Raw genomic sequence first — 18,855 nt, 5'->3', positions numbered from 1 at the left:
AATTTTTATTTAAATGAATGCCGGATAAATTCCGGCATTTTTTTACAGAATATATTCCAAAAAAGTATTTGCATAATTTTCGATATGATCCCGAAATAAAACTTGCCTGACGGCAGTCAGGTTTGGGATGACAAAACGTAAATTATCCAATAACATTCCCGTCTTTCATTTCCAAAACTCTATCTGCAAGCTTAACCAATTCCGGATTATGAGTTACAATTAGCAAAGTAATATTTAGTTTATTTTTTAATTCAAGAAAAAGTTGGTGAATCATTTCACTATTTTTTGAATCAAGATTTCCGGTTGGTTCATCTGCAAAAATTATTTTTGGATTATTTACCAAAGCTCTTGCAATCGCAACTCTTTGTTGTTCGCCGCCACTTAATTCAGCAGGTTGATGATTTTTTCTGTTTTCTAAACCGACTAATTTCAGAAAATCTAAACTTTTTGATAAAGCTTCTTTTTTTGATGTTCCGTTAATCATTAATGCAATTGCAACATTTTCAAGAGCAGTAAATTCCGGCAGAAGATGATGAAATTGATAAATAAATCCTATCGATTTATTTCTAAAATTGGCAACTTCATTTTCAGAAAAATTAAAAATATTTTTTGAATCAATAATTACTTCGCCACTATCCGGTTTATCCAATCCGCTTAAAATATGGAGGAGTGTACTTTTACCGGCTCCACTTGCTCCAACAATCATTGTTATTTCATTTTGATTTATGGATAAGGAAACATTATCTAAAACTTTAATTGTTTCTTGTCCCTTTCTATAATATTTAATTAAGTTTTCAGCTATTAAAATTTCCATTAAAATTTATTCCCATTTTAAAGCATCAATAATCTTTGTTTTTAAAGCTTTGTTTGCCGGATATTTTGAAGCAAAAAAAGTTAACAATAATGACATAATTGAAACTGCAAAAATATCGCTGAGTCTTACTTCAACCGGCAGTGTATCAATAACAAATTTGCTCGCATCAAGTGTGTACAAATTAAAATTTATTTGAAGATAACAAACTAATAATCCAAAAAACAATCCAAACATTGTGCCCAAAACACCAATTAAAATTCCTTCGAACATAAATATTTTTTTTATAGAATTACTTGTAACCCCCATCGAACGTAAAATTCCAATGTCTTTTTTCTTTTCATAAACAGACATTGTTAACGAGCTTAAAATATTAAAAACCGCAACAGCAATAATAAGAGAAAGTAATAAATAAGCCGCCCATCTTTCCAATAACATTACTCGGTATAAATCTTTATGCATATCGTACCAAGTGAAAATATCCAAATTATTGTTTCTAAAATTTGTAAGAATTTCTTCTTTTAGATTTTCGGATTTATCCAAATCCTCAAGTATTACTTCAACTCCGGATATATTTTTTTTCATTCCAAGGATTTGTTGTGCTGATTCTAACGCAGTAAACGCATATTCTAAAGCATATTGTTTATTATTTATTTCATAAATTCCATTTACAATTAATCTTTTCGTTTGGGGAATTGTCATTCTGGTAATTGTTTTTTTTATTTGATTTGCCGAAGTTGCAAAAATTGTATCACCAATTCTTACAGATAGACGGAGCGCAATCGGCAAACTTAAAATAATTTTATCAATGTTATTTTCTTTCGAGAGATTTAATTCGCCAATTTTTACTTGGGAATTTAATCTGCTTAAATTGGAAGAATCCGAAATATCAATTCCTTTTAAATTTAAAATTTCCATTGAATTATTTTTCATCAACAAAATCTTGCCTTCCGCAAAAGGTGAAAATGATTTAACAATTTCTGATTTTGACAGAAAAGTTTGAACTTCAACTAAATTATTTTGATTTTCAGAAAGTGAAGTTATTCGTAAATGCGGATCAAAGTTTACTAGCATTTTTGTAACGAGTGAACCAAATCCATTGAATACGGAAAGCACAATTATTAATGCCGCAACGCCAATTGTAACTCCTATTGTAGAAATTATGGAAATCACGGAAATAAAATTCAAACTGTGTTTAGATCGTAAATACTTTTTTGCTATAAAATATTCAAACATATTAATTGAATTTAATTGCTTTAATTGGTTGAATTCGTGATGCAATATAACTTGGAATTAACGAAGCAAAAAAAGCCAATGTAATTCCCAAAATTGAAATTAGCAGATAAACTTTTATATCAATAAAAATTGGTACACTTGATAAATAATAAATTTGAGATGGAAGCGATATTATTTTAAAAGTGTTTTGAATCCAACTAAGAAAAAAAGCTAGAAAATTTCCTAATAAAATTCCAACGCCGGCAAGAAATAATCCTTGAAAAATAAAAATTTGAATAATTTGTTTTTGCTTTGCACCCATTGATTTTAAAACTCCGATTGCTTCTGTTTTCTGGATTATCAACATTAACAAAGCTCCAACAATATTAAAAATTGCAACAATTATAATTAAGCCAAGCACTATCGGAATAGGCTTTTGCTGAAGTTCAAGCCAAGTAAAAATATGTTTATTAATTTCGCGATAAGTTCTTACATAATGTGGATAAGGTAAAATATTTTGCAATTTTTCACTTAAAGAATCTATCTCAGTAATATTTTTTACATTTATATTATAACCGCTTATTTCATCATTAATTTCAAACAAAGATTTTGCTGTTTCAAAATTTATATATGCATAAATATCATCATACTCAGCCATTCCGCTTTCGTAAATTCCGGAAATTTTAAATTGTTCAATTGTTGGAAAATTTGTTAAAGAGGGAACTTCATCATTTTTGAGAGAAATAATATTGATGAAATCACCAACATTAACTTTTAAATTTCCAGCAAGTTTCTTTCCTATTATCACATTATAATTATTTGATGATAAATCTAAAATTCCATCAATTAAAATTTTTCTTAACGATTGTTCTGCAAAACTTGAGTCAATTCCGGTTAGAATAATTCCGTCTGTAAAATCTTTTTTTGTAATTAGCACTTTTTGAGAAATGTATGGAGAAAATGTTGAATATTTTCCTTTCAATTCATTTTTTATGGATTCGGAAATTTCCTTAAAATTTTTCAAATTTTTTGAACCAAATCCGCTAATATTTAAATGCGAATTAAATTTTATGATATTTTCACCTACGGTTTTGTCAAATCCATTTAAAATTGAAATTGCAATAATTAATACTGCAACACCAAGTGTAATTCCGCCAATTGTAATAACAGAAATAAGCGATAAAAACCTTGATCCCTTTTTAGATCTAATATATCTGTTAGCAATTTGAAATGAAAAATTCATTTAATTTTATGGAAGTAATTTCGATTTTAATTTGTAAAAAATTCTGCAAAAGTTTGAAAATTGCACAGAATATGATTTTTTGAAAATAAATATAGACATAAATTTAACATTTAATCATAAAAATTTGGCAAGATAATTGACATTAAAGTAATAAAAATATAGATTTAGCTTCTTAATTTTTTAATGTTCTTTAGTTGATGAAAATTTTTTTATGGGCAGTAAACGGGGCGTAGCGTAGTCCGGTTAGCGCGCCTGCTTTGGGAGCAGGAGGTCGCAGGTTCGAATCCCGCCGCCCCGACTCGAGCAAAGCTTAGGAAACTGTATGCGCCCGTAGCTCAATCGGATAGAGCAACAGCCTTCTAAGCTGTAGGTTAGTGGTTCGATTCCACTCGGGCGTACATGAAAAACAATAATAATATTATTGGAAAATTTCATGGTGGGCGTAGTTCAGTTGGTTAGAACGTCTGGTTGTGGCCCAGAAGGTCATGGGTTCAAATCCCATCGCTCACCCACAAAAAATTTTGGCCCCATCGTCTAATGGTTAGGACCTCGCCCTTTCACGGCGGTAATAGGGGTTCGAATCCCCTTGGGGTCACCAAAAGCCTTGAATCTTCAAGGCTTTTTTATTTTATACAAACCAAATTTCTTACTAACATTTATTCTTTTCATTTTCATAATTTTTTATAAAATTACATTTCAATTTTTAGATGGAATAAAAAATGAAAAACTATTCTGACTATCCGGAAATACTTGCTAAATCTGACGAATATTTTACTAATCCAAATTTAAAAGAACCTTTTTTATCTTCTTTACTTTTTTACTCAAGATTAATTAAAGTTGTAAAATTTGCAAATGGTCAGACAAAGAAAAATATATATGATAGATATAATTGGGTTGCATCTTCCTTAGCTGTTTTACATGCGGTTGAAAGTATCGGAATAAAAATTACCGTTAAAGGAATGAAAAATTTATCAAGTTTTGAAGGTCCGTCTGTTATAATTGGAAATCACATGAGCACAATGGAAACTTTGCTTTTACCTTCATTTATTCAGCCAATTAAACCGGTAATTTTCGTTATTAAAAAGGAATTGGTAGATTTTCCATTATTCGGACCAGTTGCTGCTGCTCGACATCCAATTATTGTTGGAAGAACAAATCCACGTGAAGATTTAAAAATTGTAATGGATGAAGGTTCGGAAAATCTTCAAAAAGGCAGATCAATAATTATTTTTCCTCAAAAAACAAGAACAGCATATTTTGATAAATCTGCATTTAATTCGCTTGGTGTTAAATTAGCAAAGAAAAATAATGTTCCAGTAATTCCCTTGGCATTGATTACTGATGCTTGGGGAAATGGAAAATTAATTAAAGAATTAGGTAAAATTGACGTTAGTAAAAAAGTTCATTTTGAATTTGGCGAACCGATAAATGTTGAAGGAAACGGAAACGATCAACATGAATTTGTGCTAAATTTTATAAAAACTAAATTTGTAGAATGGGGTAGAACGGATTTAATTTTGTGAAATCTACATTTTTTTAAAAAATCTTTGTTATCTAAACTCAAATCAAACTTTGGAAAAAGGTTTAAGTTTTTATATATTCAACAAATTTTTTTGAAAGATTTCATATGAAAACAATAAAACCTAAAAAACTTCTGCAAAATGATTTAATCGGAATAATTTCTCCGGCATCAACTCCAAATAATTTAGACGCAATTCAAAACGGAGTAAATTATTTAGAAAAGTTAGGGTATCGTACAAAAATCGGTAAAAATGTTGGTAAAAAACATGGATATTTAGCTGGAACGGATAAAGAAAGATTAGATGATTTTCACGAAATGTTTGCTGATAAAAATGTAAAAGCAATTTTTTGTGTTCGCGGAGGTTATGGTTCCGGAAGATTATTGGAAAAAATTGATTTCAATATTGTTAAAAAAAATCCCAAAATATTTGTCGGCTACAGTGATATTACAGCTTTACAATTATCAATTTTTAATAAAACGGGATTAGTAACATTTGCCGGACCAATGGTTGCAAGCGATTTTTCCGGAGAAATAAATGAATTTGCAGAAGAAAATTTTTGGAAAGTTCTAACTTCAACAAAGAAAATTGGTAAACTTCATAACCCGAGAAATGAGAAATTCTTTATTCTAAATTCTGGAAGAGCAGAAGGAAAAATTCTTGGCGGAAATTTATCGTTATTAATTTCACTTATGGGAACCGAATATTTTCCGGAATTAAAAAATTCAATTTTGCTTATTGAAGAAATTGGCGAAGAACCTTACAGAGTTGATAGAATGTTAAATCAGCTTAAATTGGCAAAAATTTTTAAAAATGTAAAAGGTATTATTTTAGGTAGATTTGTCGATTGTTACGAAAAAAAATCTGAAGAAAATCATATAACTTTGAATGAAGTAATTGAAAATTATTTTGCAAAATTAAAGATTCCGGTAATTTATAGTTTTAACCACGGACATATAAAAGAAAATCTAACAATTCCGTTCGGCATAAATTGTATTTTGAATGCAACGAGATCATTTGTAGAAATTCCGGAAAGTGCAGTTTTATAAAAATTTTATAGTATAAAGTTGTCTTAATTTTCTTAAATAAAAAAGATTACCTATCTAAATTCTCTTTTTTAGGAAATAGAATAAAAAAATATCAAAATTCAAATCTCAAATTTCAAAATAAAGTACACACTTCATTTTAACAAAACCCTTTTAAAAATTTTTATTGTATAATATCTGGATAAATTCTTGAGAAGAAGAATTTTATTTTTAACCAAAAACGAAATATTCTTACATAAAAACCAAACTCAATTAAAAATTTAATTTTTTATTATCATTCAGAAAATTCATTCTAAAAAAAATATTTTTTGCACAAAATTAATAATTTGTAAAGTTTGATAATTAATTCAGATAAATCATTTACTGGTATATTTCTTGATGTTTTTACTAAGCGTATAATTTGTATAATTAAATGAATTTGTTAGAAATCTTAAATAAAACAGAGATTACAAAAGAAGAAATAATCTTTCTTTTAAATTTGGAAGCGAAAGAAGATTTATCTATTCTTTTTGAAAAATCTCGAGCGATAAAAGAACTTTATTTAGGCAGATTTACAAATAAAATAGCATCAATTCAATTTTCTAATAATTGCGAAAACAACTGCCTTTATTGCGAATTACGCGAAGATAATATTTCTGCGGAAAGATTTAGACTTTCGCCCGATGAAATTCTTGTGAAAATTAAAAAAATAATCAGCAATGATATTTCAAATATAATATTGCAATCCGGTTCCGATAGTTATTACGATACCGATATGATTTCTTATTTAATTTACAAAATTAAAAAAGACCATGATATTCAAATTACGCTTCATTTGCTTCAGAGAGGCTTTGATGAATACCGCGCTTGGAAATTTGCCGGAGCCGATAATTATCTTCTGAAATTTAATTCTTCAAATTCCGAGAATTTTTCTTTTTTCAATAAAAATAATAAACTTGAGGAAAGAATTAATAATCTAAAATATCTAAAACGTTTAGGTTATAAAATTTGCACGGGAAATATTGTAGGACTTCCAAATCAGACTCAAGAAGATTTGGTAAATGATTTATTGCTTTTAAAATCTCTCGAACCGGAAATGATTTTCAATACTCCGTTTGTACCGCGTTACTATTCAAAATTCAAAAATGCTGATAAAACAAATATTTTGTTGATGCAGAAAATTATTGCCGTAACACGAATTTTATTAAGAAAATCAGATATTATTGTCTCGGATTCAATTGATTTTTATGATAGAAATGAAAAAAAGCAATTATTTGAAGTTGGTGCAAATATTTTACTTATGGAAATTTCCGGAAATGAAATTTTAACAAAAAATAAAATTTCCGAAATAAAAACTTCAGCTAGAAAAGATAAAATCGTAAACTGATTTTCCTTTCATAAAACTCAAAACTTTGATAAAATTCATTCCGTAATTTTTTTGTTTACTAATTTTACACAAGGCAAAATTTATGAAATCAATTAAAAATCTTTTATTTCTAATTTCTTTATTTACATTAGCATTTTGCAGTTCAAACAACGAGAAACAAATTTTTGATGAAGCAAGAAACTTAATAACATCAGCAAAGTATGATGAAGCAGTTGTAAAATTTGAGGAAATTGTTAGTAAATATCCTCAAAGTAATGTTGCAGACTCGTCACTTTTCGAAATTGCTAAACTCTATCAAGGTCAAGTAATAAAAAATGTAAAACCAATGGAATCATTGAATAAAGCAGTTGAATCATACAAAAAAATTTATGAAGAATATCCAAATTCTAAATTAGCAGAAAACTCAATTTTTATGTCGGCTTTTATTCTTGCGAATGAAATTAAAAATTTCCCGTTAGCAGAAAAAACTTACAAATTATATTTGGAAAAATTTCCGAATGGAGATTTGGCTGATGATGCAAAAATGGAATTAAAAAATTTAGGCAGAGCGCCGGAAGATATTTTGAGAAATCAAAACGTTTTATAAATTTGATGAAAAAGCAAAATGATTTTTCTAAACTTTTAAATCCTTCTGTAATTGCAAAATTAAAAACTCTTGAATTAAAAGCCAGAACTGTGGTTGAAGGTTTTATGGTTGGATATCATAAAAGTCCTTACCACGGTTTCAGCGTTGAGTTTAGTCAGCACCGACCTTACATGCAAGGTGATTCAATTAAAAATTTAGATTGGAAAGTTTTTGCAAAAAGTGAAAAATATTTTATTAAGCAATATGAAGAAGAAACAAATCTTTTAGCGCACATAATTCTTGATACAAGCAAATCAATGGATTATAAAAAAGAAAGTGAAATTTCTAAATTTGAATATGCAAAAATTTTAGCTGCAAGTTTTATATATCTTTTATTAAAACAACAAGATGCTGTTGGATTGGCACTTTATTCAAGTGAAGTTAAAAGTTATTTATCGCCAAAATCTAAAAGAACATATTTAAAACAATTACTTACCGAGATTGAAAAATTTACTCCAAATAGCATAACAAAAACTTCTACTTCAATAAATTCAATTGCGGAAAAAATTACAAAACGTGGATTAGTAATTATTATTTCGGATTTTCTTGATAACCCAGAAGAAATTTTAAATTCATTAAAGAAATTTTATTTCAAAAAAAATGAAGTAATTATTTTCCATGTTTTAGATCCAAGCGAAATTAAATTCAATTTTGAAAAAGATTCGATTTTTGTTGATATTGAAACGAATGAAGAAATTACAACCCAGCCTATTCAAATTCAAAAATCTTATTATGATTCGATGCAGAATTACTTAAGTGAAATTAAAAACGGATGTACAAAACTTGGTTATGATTATAATTTGATAGAAACAACTTCATCTTATGATTTAGCCCTAATGAATTTTTTCAAAAAACGGCAAAGACTAAATTAAATGTAGCCGCAGCTTTTAAGCTGCGGCTATAAAAACGCAAGCTGAAGCTTGCGCCTACAATAAAAATAATTATTTCATCAATTCTTTAATTTCACCAAAATATTTATCGATAAATAAATTAGCTTCTTCTTCAGTTTTTGCTTCCGCAATACATCTAATAATCGGTTCCGTATTTGATTTTCTAAAATGAACCCAGTGACTTTCAAAATCAATTCTCAAACCGTCATCCGTATTCACTTTTTCATTCTTATATTTATCCTTGATTTGCTCAATTATTAATTCCGGATTAACATTTCCCAATTCTATTTTTTTCTTCGCAATAAAATATTTTGGCAATTCATCTTTAATTTGAGAAAGTTTTTTGTTTTGTTCCGCCAAATGTTCAAGAGTTAAAACTGTTCCAACCAAAGCATCTCTTCCATAATGAAGTTCGGGATAAATTACTCCTCCGCTTCCTTCACCACCAATTACTGCATTAACTTCTTTCATTAATTTTACAACATTTGCTTCACCGACCGGAGATCTAAAAACTTTGCAACCTTCCGCTGAAGCAACCTCATCAATTGCTCTTGTTGTTGATAAATTTACAACCACATTTCCTTTTGCTTTTGAAAGTACATGTTTTGCAGAAAGTGTAATCGTATTTTCCTCAATAAACGGTTCACCTTTATCAGTGATTAAAACTAATCTATCAACATCCGGATCAACAACAATAGCCAAATCTGCATTTTGCTCTTTTACAAATTTCATTGTTTCTGTTAAATTTTCTGGAATTGGTTCCGGCAAACGAGGGAAAATTCCGGTCGTTTCGCAATTAATTTTTATTATTTCACATCCTAAATCAGTTAAAAATTTCGGCATTACAAAACTTCCGGCACCGTTTACGCAATCCAGAACAACTTTAAACTTTTTGGATTTTATTAAATCTATATCAACTAATTTTAAAACGTTTTCAACATGATTTTTTAAGCCATCATCATATGAAGTAAGTGTGCCAAGCTCATTCCATTTTTTATAATTATTTGATGTTTCCAATTTATCCAACATAATTTTATTTTCTTCGGGAGTCATAAATTCTCCTTTAGAATTCAGCAACTTTAATGCATTCCATTCATTTGGATTATGACTTGCTGATATTTGAATTCCGCCGACTGCGCCAAGTTTTGTAACATTGTATAAAACTGTTGGGGTTGGACAAATTCCGATATCTATTATATCATTTCCTTTTGCCAATAATGTTCCAATTAAAATTTGTTTAACCATATTGCCGGAAATTCTTCCATCGGAACCAATTACAATTTTTCCGGTTCCGCAAAAATCTGCATAAGCTGATGCATATTTTACAATTGTGTTAGGGTCTAGACCATCACCGACTAATCCGCGAATTCCGGAAACACTTACCATTAAAGTTGGCATTGATACTCCTTAAAAATTTTTTCTAATTTGAATAATAATTAAGAGAAAGGGTGATAAAATTCAAAATGATTTATATCATAAACCTTTTTAGGTTTTTATATTGCATAAGAAAATAAATGATTGTATTTTCTTATTTTATAAAAATAACAATTATTAGAGTGAAAATCGGGGGCTTTATGCAGAAATTTTATTTTTTAATTTTGATTATTTTAATTTCATTCTCAACACTTTTTGCTCAAACTCAACCTATTACCGCAAAGCAGACATCAATATACACTGTGGAAGCATCTGAAGATACTTTATCACCATATTACCCATATCCAGGCATTAACAGTCAACTTGGTGTTAGAAGAGTTGTGGTTGCAGATGCAGATGGTGATGGAGATCAAGAAGTACTTGCTACAGATTATATAAACGGCGGAAGAGTTCACGTTCTTGAAGTAACTCAAGATTCATTGCTTGAGGTTGTCTGGTCATCGCCAGCAGCAACTTCATCAAGCGGTTCTACTCCAAGATATATTCAGGTTGGTGATTGTGACGGAGATGGAAAAAAAGAAATTATTTTTGAACAAGCAAATTTTGTAAATCAAGATGGAAGTTTAGGAAGAATTGCAATTTATGAATGGAACGGCACTACTTGGGGCTCAGCTCCAGCATTTTCTATTACACCAACAATGATAGAAGCAGCTGGAGGTAGAGAAGGAACTAGATTTACGAGAGAAGTTTTAACGGTCTATGATTTTGATGGAGACGGTAGAACTGAATTAATTCCGCATGGAGATGATCCGAGACAAGATGTTTTAATAATAGGAGTAACATTTACATTCCCCGGTTTTGCAAATATTTCAATTGAAGGCGGTAAGCCAACAGTTCAAACAAATGGTGGTGATTGGGGAGCCGGAGGTTCATTTTGGAATGCTGAACCTTGTGATATTAATGGTGATGGAAAATTGGAAATAGTTAATCATACATTTAATAATTATGGATTTTGGTCGATTGGAGTTAACGGACCTAATTCATATTCGTATCCATCTGCCACAGATAATGCCGATGCTAAAGCTAAAGGCGTTTATCATGAATATTGTGCAGTTGACGCAGTTAGTTATTTTGGAGCCAGAGCAGCCGATGTTGATGGAGATGGCAAAGATGAAATTTACGGGACTCAATATGGAAATGCACATGCTGTAGCTGTTATAAGTTTTCCTAATACTGTTTCCGGAGAAAATATTTGGACCAATGATTCTCAAACGCAAAATTATGCTGAAATTATAAAAAGTTCAGAAATTGCAGAGCTTGCCGGTAAAACTGCTGTGGAACTTTGGCCAATTGTAAAAGGTGATTTAAATAAAGATGGAAAAGATGAGCTTTATACTGGTGGTGGAACTGGTTTAAATCTAGTTGCAATCCAATATAAAGGTGAAGGAAGTTTACTTGAAAGAAGTTCTTATGATTTAAATGTTGTATTTAATGGTCAAGGTAATGAAGGATTTGCGACTTGGGAAATTTATAATGGAAAAGTAACTTACAAACTAGATACTCTATATGCCGGAACAGATTCAATGGAAGTTGTTGAAACTCCAATTGGATTTGATCCATCTGTTATTGATACTTTGAAAAAAGAAACTCCATTTACTTCTTACATTTTTGCTGATAATGTTGATCTTGATAAAGACGGAAATTTAGAAATAGTTTTAGCTCAGCAAAGTATTTATGATTCAGTAAGTATAAATATTTATGATTGGATTGATACATCCGGAGTTGGTCAATGGATTCTTAATCTTGAACAATCACATAAAATTTACAATCCATACAGACAACCAATTCGAGTTTTAGAATATACCGGTAATGCGGTTGGTTTGAAGGAAAATAAATATGGAATTATTTCTCCCGATGATTATGAACTAAATCAAAATTATCCAAATCCGTTTAATCCATCTACAACAATTAATTTTACTTTACCGGTTGATAAACAAATTTCTCTTAAAATTTATGATATGTTGGGACAAGAAGTTAAATCAATAATAGATTTAAAGAACTATAAAAAAGGGAATCATCAAGTTATTTGGGATGGAACCAATAATTACGGAAATAGTGTTTCAAGCGGAAATTACATTGCAAAATTAATATTTGGTAATTTTTCTAAATCAATTAAAATGACTGTTTTGAAATAAATTTTGATATTCACAGCTGGAATTATTTTTCAGCTGTGAAAAAATTAATTTATAATCTGCATCAAGACTCAAACTTCAAATCAACTACAGTTGAGCCGGAGATTTTATGAAAAACAAATTGTTTCAATTTTTAATTATTTTATCATTCATTTCATTTACATCAATTTTTGCTCAATCTACTGGAAAAATTATGGGCAAAGTTCTTGATGCTGCAACCGGAGATGGCATTCCGTTTGCCAATGTTTTTATTGAGGGCGCTTCCATTGGAGCTGCAACAGATATTGACGGAAATTTTGTAATTCTCAATGTTCCTCCAGCGGTTTATACGGTTACAGCTTCCTATATTGGTTATCAAAAAGTAACAAGAACCAATGTAAGAGTAAATGTTGGATTCACAACAGCAATAGACTTTTCACTTCCTTCCGGTGCGATTGAAATGGATGCAGTAATTGTTCAAGGTGAAAGAAATCCGTTGATCCGTCAAGATTTAACAAATCCCACAGTTGCAATAAATTCTGAAACTTTGGATATTCTTCCCGTTGATAATATTGCAGATGTAATTAAACTTCAAGCCGGCGTTGTTCAAAATGATGACGGAACTTTACACGTTAGAGGCGGAAGAGATAATGAAGTTGCTTATCAAATCAATGGACTTTCAATAAATGATCCATACGGAAATTCTAAAGCAGTTGGGGTTGCAACAAATGCAGTTCAAGAAGTTTCTGTTTCAACCGGAACTTTTGGTGCTGAATTTGGCAACGCACTAAGCGGAGTTGTAAATTACGTTACAAGAGAAGGTGGAGATAAATTAAGTTTTAGTTTAAGAGGTTATGCTGGTGAATATTTATCGGCTAACAAAGATTTGTTTAAGAATATTGAGGATTTTGATCCATTAAATAGAAAGCGTATGGAATTTACTTTTGGTGGAAAAATCCCATACTCAAATGATACAAAGTTTTTTATTTCCGGAATATTTGAAGATGATAAAGGGATTTATTATGGTCAAAGATTATATAATACTACAGATTCTTATCTAACTGCAGAAGCATTTGAAAGTACGGACCCAAGAAGTGGTGACGCAAGTGAACCATATTTTTTTAATCCGTATTCGAAAACAAGTAATGGATTACCGACCGGAGATAATTCATTAGTTGCAATGGATCCTTCTCAAGATTGGAATATTCAAGCTAATATTAGTCATAATTTTAACTCACTAATAAAAGTAAAATATGAGCTTGTTTTTGATAAATCACAATCAAGTGCATTTGGACCGGGATATGATTTAACAAGAGGACGACAATATTTATTTAATCCGGATGGTTTAGGAACTAATTATAGTACAGGACTCGTACATTCATTAGATTTAACGCATACTTTAAGTAATTCAACATTCTACACACTAAAAGGTTCATATTCTTGGAATAATGCAAAATATTATTTGTATGAAGATTATAATAATAAACGTTACTTACCAAATTTTTATAGTCAAACAATTGGAACAACAATTTATTATTCCGGTGGAACTGATAATTATAGATCAGATAGAACAACCAAAACTTTTACATTAAAAGGCGATATTGTTTCTCAACTATTTAATATACATGAAGTTAAAGCAGGATTTGAATTTAGAAAACATAATTTGCAAAGGGAAGCTTTTACGTTAGATTTTCTGAAATTGGATAATACAATTTTAAGTCCAAGCGATTTATTATATGGCGATAATGTTCAATACAAAAATGTTTTAGATCCTGAAGTAGATAATTTTGAAGTAAGTCCAACTCAATTTGCAGCATATATCCAAGATAAAATTGAATTGGCGAAAACACTTATTTTAAATGCTGGATTAAGATATGAATATTTTGATCCTGCAGAAAAATATAATTATAATTTATCTCAAGATATTGATGATCAAAAAAGCGGTAATTTAACACAATATGTAGCTGATGCAGAAGTTAAACATATGTTTTCACCAAGATTAAGCGTTTCATATCCAATTACAGATAGAGGTGTAATAAGATTTTCTTATGGTCATTTTTATCAAATTGGATCTTTATCAAGTTTATATCGCAATCTTATTTGGGAAGTTGAAAATATTTCTACAGTTGCAAGATTTGGAAATGCAAATGTTAATCCCGAAAGATCAATTCAATATGAAGTAGGTTTGCAACAGCAATTAACTGATGATTTCAAATTTGATTTAACCGGGTTCTACAAAGATGTGAGAGATTATATTTATACTCAAACTGTTTATTCTCAAAATGCAAGAGAGTATCAAGTTTTAACAAATCTTTCTTATGCAAACGTAAAGGGGTTAACTTTATCATTTATAAAAAGACAAGCACCTGGGAGTTTATTTTCTGCAACTTTGGATTATACTTATCAAATTGCTGAAGGAAATAGAACCGAACCAGAAGAAGATTTATTTTTTAGTGAATCTGCAGGAAAGCAAACTGAAACTTATTTGGTACCGCTTAGTTTTGATAGATCACATTTAATTAACGGAACAATTACATTATCAGAATCAAGAAATTGGTCGGCTGGAATTGTCTATACTTTACAAACCGGAACTCCATATACACCAGCACTTCCGCCAACTTTATCAACAATTACTTATGAACAAACTTCTGCAAACAAACCATTTCAGTGGAATGTTGATTTAAAAATTGAAAAATTCTTTACAATAGATCCATTCGATTTTTCAATTTTTGTACAAGTAAAAAATTTATTTGATACACAAAATCAAAGATATGTTTGGGCAAGTTCCGGTGAAGCTTTGAATAATGCTGAAGAAAAAATTAATGCAAGTCAATTTGCTGATTTAAGAAGAAGAATATTAAATGATCCGGGATTATTTAACATTTCTTACTTAGATAATTATTACAGCAGAGAGGAAAGAGTAAGTTTGCCAAGAGAAATAAGATTAGGTTTTTCAATATTATTTAATTAGAAAAATGAATTGTAACAAAGAAATTTAATTGGGAAAAGTAATGAAAATAAAAATATTGGTTTTCATTTTAATGCTAATTTTGGTAATTCCATTATTTAGTCAAACTGTTGAAAAAGCAAAAGAGCCAAGAACAAAAATAACTTCTCCGGAAGAATTTGAACGGCTATATGGAAATTTATTTGGTCCAAGGTTAAATAAAATAACCGGTGAAACTGATGAAATAAAATCCATTATTATTAAAGGAAATAAAATTCAAACACAACTTTTTAATTATGGATCAGTTTGTCGTCCCGGTGGACTAGCTGATATTGAAGATTTAGTTTGGAACGGACTTGGTTATGGATATGAATTTGGTTTGATTGCCGGTGCAAGAGTTCCAACAATTCAAGGAGATTCAGTAAGTATAATAAGCGATTCTCATGTTTCACCATCAGAAGGAGATTATGATGCCTCAGGAAAGCAAAAATGGGGATGGCTGCCCAAGGCAGCATACAGTGATCCAGACCAAAATGAAGTTGCATCATTAAATGCTGCGGATTCTGATGGAGACGGTAAACCGGATTCTTGGCCCGAAAGCTGGTATTCACCAGGTGCAGGAAAATATTTATGGCCTGCATTTTTAGGAGATGCATCAACAGCTCCTGATGAAGAAGTTTATTTTGCGATTGATGATTATTCAAATCATGAATTTATTGGCAAGTATCTTCCGTTTGATGCAGATGCCACAAAAGGCGGTTTGGGTTTAGATGCAGACGTTAGAATTCTACAATTTAACAATCCTTTAGCAGAAGATTTAATATTTACTGTTTACCAAGTTACAAATGCAAGTGATCGTGATCTTGGCAATTTTTATATGGGAATGTTTGGTGACCCACACATTGGCGGGGTTGGTGATACGGGTGATGATATGGCATTTTTTATTCCGCCCAAAGGAGAATTGGCTGATAAATTTGAGCAAAGAGAAAGAAGCATGGTTTATGGCTGGGATGCTGATTTTAAAGGCAGAGGTGGTAAAAGACCTGGTTATTTTGGCTGGAAATTTCTTGAATCACCGTCTTTAGATGATGATATAAATGATAATGACGATGATGGAATTACTGATGAATCACCCTTCCAAAACAAAGGTGAATATATTGATGGTACAATTGTTCCTCTAATAACTGGAATTTCAGATGTTGAACAATACACCAAAACTTACGGAGCTCCAAAAGCAAGATGGTCTGGAGATGAAGACGGTGATTGGGATCCGGAAAAAAACGATGTTGGTATTGATGGAATAGGACCGGATTCGCCAAATTATCCCGGCAAAGATTATGGTGAAGGAGACGGAATTCCATCACAAGCATGGTATAGTGATTTTGATAATAATGGAATATTTGATGATAACGAAATTGGTACTTTAACAGATGATTGGAGTTTAGGGAAAAAATGGGCTGGCTCTGAACCAAACTTTGGCTTTAGAGATATTTCGGAATCTGATCAATTAGGATTGACTGGATTTACGGTAAATGGCTGGGGTCTTGTTGATCCAAAGGATGATGAAATAATTTGGAGTTGGTTAACCAAACCGGAAATTGATCCAAATCAAGAATTTTTGCAATCAGCAGGAGATAATATTTTTGCATTTTCCACTGGTCCAATGGTTTTAGAAAAAGGAGAATCACAAAGATTTTCTATGGTTATTCTACTAGGAGAAGATTTAAATGATTTAAAATTAAACGCAACAACTTCAGTTAGAATTCTTGAAGCAGATTATCAATTTGCACAACCACCGGATAAACCAACAGTTACAGCAGTCACCGGTGATGGAAAAGTAACATTATATTGGGATACAAAATCAGAAGTGTCGATTGATCCATTAACCGGTGAGCAAGATTTTGAAGGTTATAAAATTTATAGAAGTAGAGATTACAATTTTTCTGATGTTTTTACAATTACAGATGCTAACGGAATCCCGTATTTAGGACAAGCTCTTTTTGACGTTAATTCTGGTGAACCAGCTCAATTTGATTTAGTAAATGAATATTCCGGGCTCGCTGGAATTGAATATGTAGGCCGAGGTATTAGATATAATTTGGGCAGTAATACTGGATTGGTTCACGAATATGTTGATTCAACTGTCCAGAATGGAATTAAATATTATTATGCTGTTGTTGCTTATGATAGAGGAACAGACGATCTACCTCCAACAGAAACACAAGCAGTAATTCAACAAGATCCAACAACCGGAAATTTAATTTTTGATTTAAATACTTTGGCAGTAATTCCGGGTCCAATGGCAAACGGAATTAAGAATTCGGAAGTTGGTATTGGTGGAAAACCTAATCAGTTAATAGGCAATTCAACTGGAGAAATATTTTTAGAAGTTTTAGACGAACTTTCAGTTCCCGATAAATCCTACAAAATTAATTTTGATTCGGAAAATTCTTATAATGTTTTAGATGAAACCGGAGTTAGTTATAATTTTACTTCCAAAGGAACTGTATTAGTTTCACTTCGTCATAAAAATATAGTTGAAGAATCAATAGTTGTAAAAGACCAAAATGGCACAACAATTCCTTCTACAAATTATTCAGTTAATATTGAAAGAGGGCAAATTGCCGGAAATACTTCTGCAGATTTACCTGAAGGAAATGTTTACACAATAAGCTATAAATATTACCCGATTTACCAAAGCAGTTATGTAAATAGCGAAGATGGAAATAATGTATTTGATGGCATGCGTGTTTTTGTTCAGGAAGATGAATTAAATCCGAATATTAGTGAATCAAGGTTTATTACAAATTCAGCAATTACTATTGATAGTAGAGTACTTTTTCCTCCTTTAATTGGTGGTGATAAAATTAAAGTTAGAGCTGATTGGGAAATTAGATGGAATAATACAGATACACTCGCTAACGGCAGTTGGGCAAATGGAGATACTTTACAGACTTTGTTAGGTCCGGTTATTGCGCCATTTAGAATTAAATACATTATAGAAAAAGCTCCCAATTTTTATTCTGAAGAAGATGCAACTTTTGTAACTGATCAAGAAAACTTTAATGGAAGATGGGATTGGGGTGAAGCAATAACATTGCAACCACAAGGTGCTACAGATGCAACAACTTCATATCAAATTGATCTTAAATTAAGACCCGATGTTACTGAGCATATTTTACCAAGAGCTGGAGATATTTATAAACTTGTTACAGATAAACCTTTTGAAGCAGGAGATGAATATAGTTTCAGTACAAAAAAAGCTGAATTTGCTGCTTCAAATTCCGATAAATTATTAAACGATGTTTATGTAGTTCCTAATCCTTATGTGGCATATAGTTCATCAGAGAATCCCGGTAGAACGCAAATAAAACGAGGTGAAAGAGAATTGCAATTTAGAAATCTTCCCCCGGTTTGTACAATTAGAATTTATACTTTAACCGGTGAACTTGTTGATACAATTGAAAAAGATGATAATGGTAGTATTTCTTATTGGGATTTGTTAAGCTCGGAAGGAATGAGAATTTCTTACGGAGTTTATATTTATCATGTTGATTCACCCGGAGTTGGTGAAAAAATTGGAAGATTTGGAGTAATAAAATAGTTGACAAAAATTTTAAGCTTTTGAAATATATTGCTGAATTGTT

At 30.6% G+C, this 18,855-nt stretch carries 12 protein-coding genes and 4 tRNA genes; 12 read left to right on the top strand and 4 right to left on the bottom strand.

Going from position 1 to position 18,855, the window contains the following annotated elements:
• Nucleotides 1-142: 142 nt before the first annotated feature.
• From IPM32_17965 to IPM32_17955, 3 genes are read right to left on the bottom strand one after another with little or no spacing between them, the layout of a single operon-like run.
• Nucleotides 143-814, bottom strand: a complete 672-nt coding sequence (locus IPM32_17965; protein ID MBK8947133.1) for an ABC transporter ATP-binding protein — start codon at nucleotides 812-814, stop codon at nucleotides 143-145.
• A 6-nt stretch (nucleotides 815-820) separates the two neighbouring features.
• A complete protein-coding gene (locus IPM32_17960; protein MBK8947132.1) occupies nucleotides 821-2,047 on the bottom strand; it encodes an ABC transporter permease in 1,227 nt (408 codons plus the stop codon).
• A 1-nt stretch (nucleotide 2,048) separates the two neighbouring features.
• On the bottom strand, nucleotides 2,049-3,269 hold the full coding sequence (locus IPM32_17955; GenBank protein MBK8947131.1) for an ABC transporter permease: 1,221 nt from the start codon (nucleotides 3,267-3,269) through the stop codon (nucleotides 2,049-2,051).
• 223 nt (nucleotides 3,270-3,492) lie between these two features.
• Between IPM32_17955 and IPM32_17950 the strand changes: the two genes are divergently transcribed.
• The 9 genes from IPM32_17950 to IPM32_17910 all read left to right on the top strand — a co-directional run bounded on the left by IPM32_17950 (nucleotide 3,493) and on the right by IPM32_17910 (nucleotide 8,698).
• Nucleotides 3,493-3,567: transfer RNA gene (locus IPM32_17950), tRNA-Pro, on the top strand.
• Nucleotides 3,568-3,593: 26 nt separating this feature from the next.
• Nucleotides 3,594-3,667: transfer RNA gene (locus IPM32_17945), tRNA-Arg, on the top strand.
• Between the two features lie 38 nt (nucleotides 3,668-3,705).
• Nucleotides 3,706-3,779 (top strand) — tRNA-His (locus tag IPM32_17940).
• A 13-nt stretch (nucleotides 3,780-3,792) separates the two neighbouring features.
• Nucleotides 3,793-3,867 (top strand) — tRNA-Glu (locus tag IPM32_17935).
• A gap of 121 nt (nucleotides 3,868-3,988) precedes the next feature.
• Entirely contained in the window at nucleotides 3,989-4,792 is an 804-nt protein-coding gene (locus IPM32_17930; protein ID MBK8947130.1) for a 1-acyl-sn-glycerol-3-phosphate acyltransferase, read from the top strand.
• A gap of 104 nt (nucleotides 4,793-4,896) precedes the next feature.
• A complete protein-coding gene (locus IPM32_17925) occupies nucleotides 4,897-5,838 on the top strand; it encodes an LD-carboxypeptidase (protein ID MBK8947129.1) in 942 nt (313 codons plus the stop codon).
• A gap of 409 nt (nucleotides 5,839-6,247) precedes the next feature.
• The gene (locus IPM32_17920) at nucleotides 6,248-7,201 is read left to right on the top strand and encodes a radical SAM protein (GenBank protein ID MBK8947128.1); all 954 of its coding nucleotides are present in this window, start codon (nucleotides 6,248-6,250) and stop codon (nucleotides 7,199-7,201) included.
• 82 nt (nucleotides 7,202-7,283) lie between these two features.
• Nucleotides 7,284-7,787 carry a tetratricopeptide repeat protein gene (locus tag IPM32_17915; protein ID MBK8947127.1) on the top strand — a complete coding sequence of 168 codons (504 nt, stop codon included), beginning with the start codon at nucleotides 7,284-7,286 and terminating at the stop codon, nucleotides 7,785-7,787.
• 5 nt (nucleotides 7,788-7,792) lie between these two features.
• A complete protein-coding gene (locus IPM32_17910; GenBank protein ID MBK8947126.1) occupies nucleotides 7,793-8,698 on the top strand; it encodes a DUF58 domain-containing protein in 906 nt (301 codons plus the stop codon).
• 69 nt (nucleotides 8,699-8,767) lie between these two features.
• Here the strand turns inward: IPM32_17910 and glmM are convergent, their stop codons facing one another.
• Complete coding sequence (glmM, locus tag IPM32_17905) at nucleotides 8,768-10,114, bottom strand: phosphoglucosamine mutase (GenBank protein ID MBK8947125.1); 1,347 nt, start codon at nucleotides 10,112-10,114, stop codon at nucleotides 8,768-8,770.
• Between the two features lie 176 nt (nucleotides 10,115-10,290).
• Between glmM and IPM32_17900 the strand changes: the two genes are divergently transcribed.
• The 3 genes from IPM32_17900 to IPM32_17890 all read left to right on the top strand — a co-directional run bounded on the left by IPM32_17900 (nucleotide 10,291) and on the right by IPM32_17890 (nucleotide 18,812).
• The gene (locus tag IPM32_17900) at nucleotides 10,291-12,285 is read left to right on the top strand and encodes a VCBS repeat-containing protein (protein MBK8947124.1); all 1,995 of its coding nucleotides are present in this window, start codon (nucleotides 10,291-10,293) and stop codon (nucleotides 12,283-12,285) included.
• A gap of 106 nt (nucleotides 12,286-12,391) precedes the next feature.
• Nucleotides 12,392-15,232 (top strand): TonB-dependent receptor, encoded by a 2,841-nt coding sequence (locus IPM32_17895; protein ID MBK8947123.1) that lies wholly within the window; start codon nucleotides 12,392-12,394, stop codon nucleotides 15,230-15,232.
• Between the two features lie 40 nt (nucleotides 15,233-15,272).
• The gene (locus IPM32_17890) at nucleotides 15,273-18,812 is read left to right on the top strand and encodes a hypothetical protein (protein MBK8947122.1); all 3,540 of its coding nucleotides are present in this window, start codon (nucleotides 15,273-15,275) and stop codon (nucleotides 18,810-18,812) included.
• Nucleotides 18,813-18,855 lie beyond the last annotated feature (43 nt).

It is taken from the genome of Ignavibacteriota bacterium, assembly GCA_016716225.1.
Taxonomy (GTDB): Bacteria; Bacteroidota; Ignavibacteria; order Ignavibacteriales; family Melioribacteraceae.
This window is presented reverse-complemented; position numbering and strand designations above follow the sequence as displayed.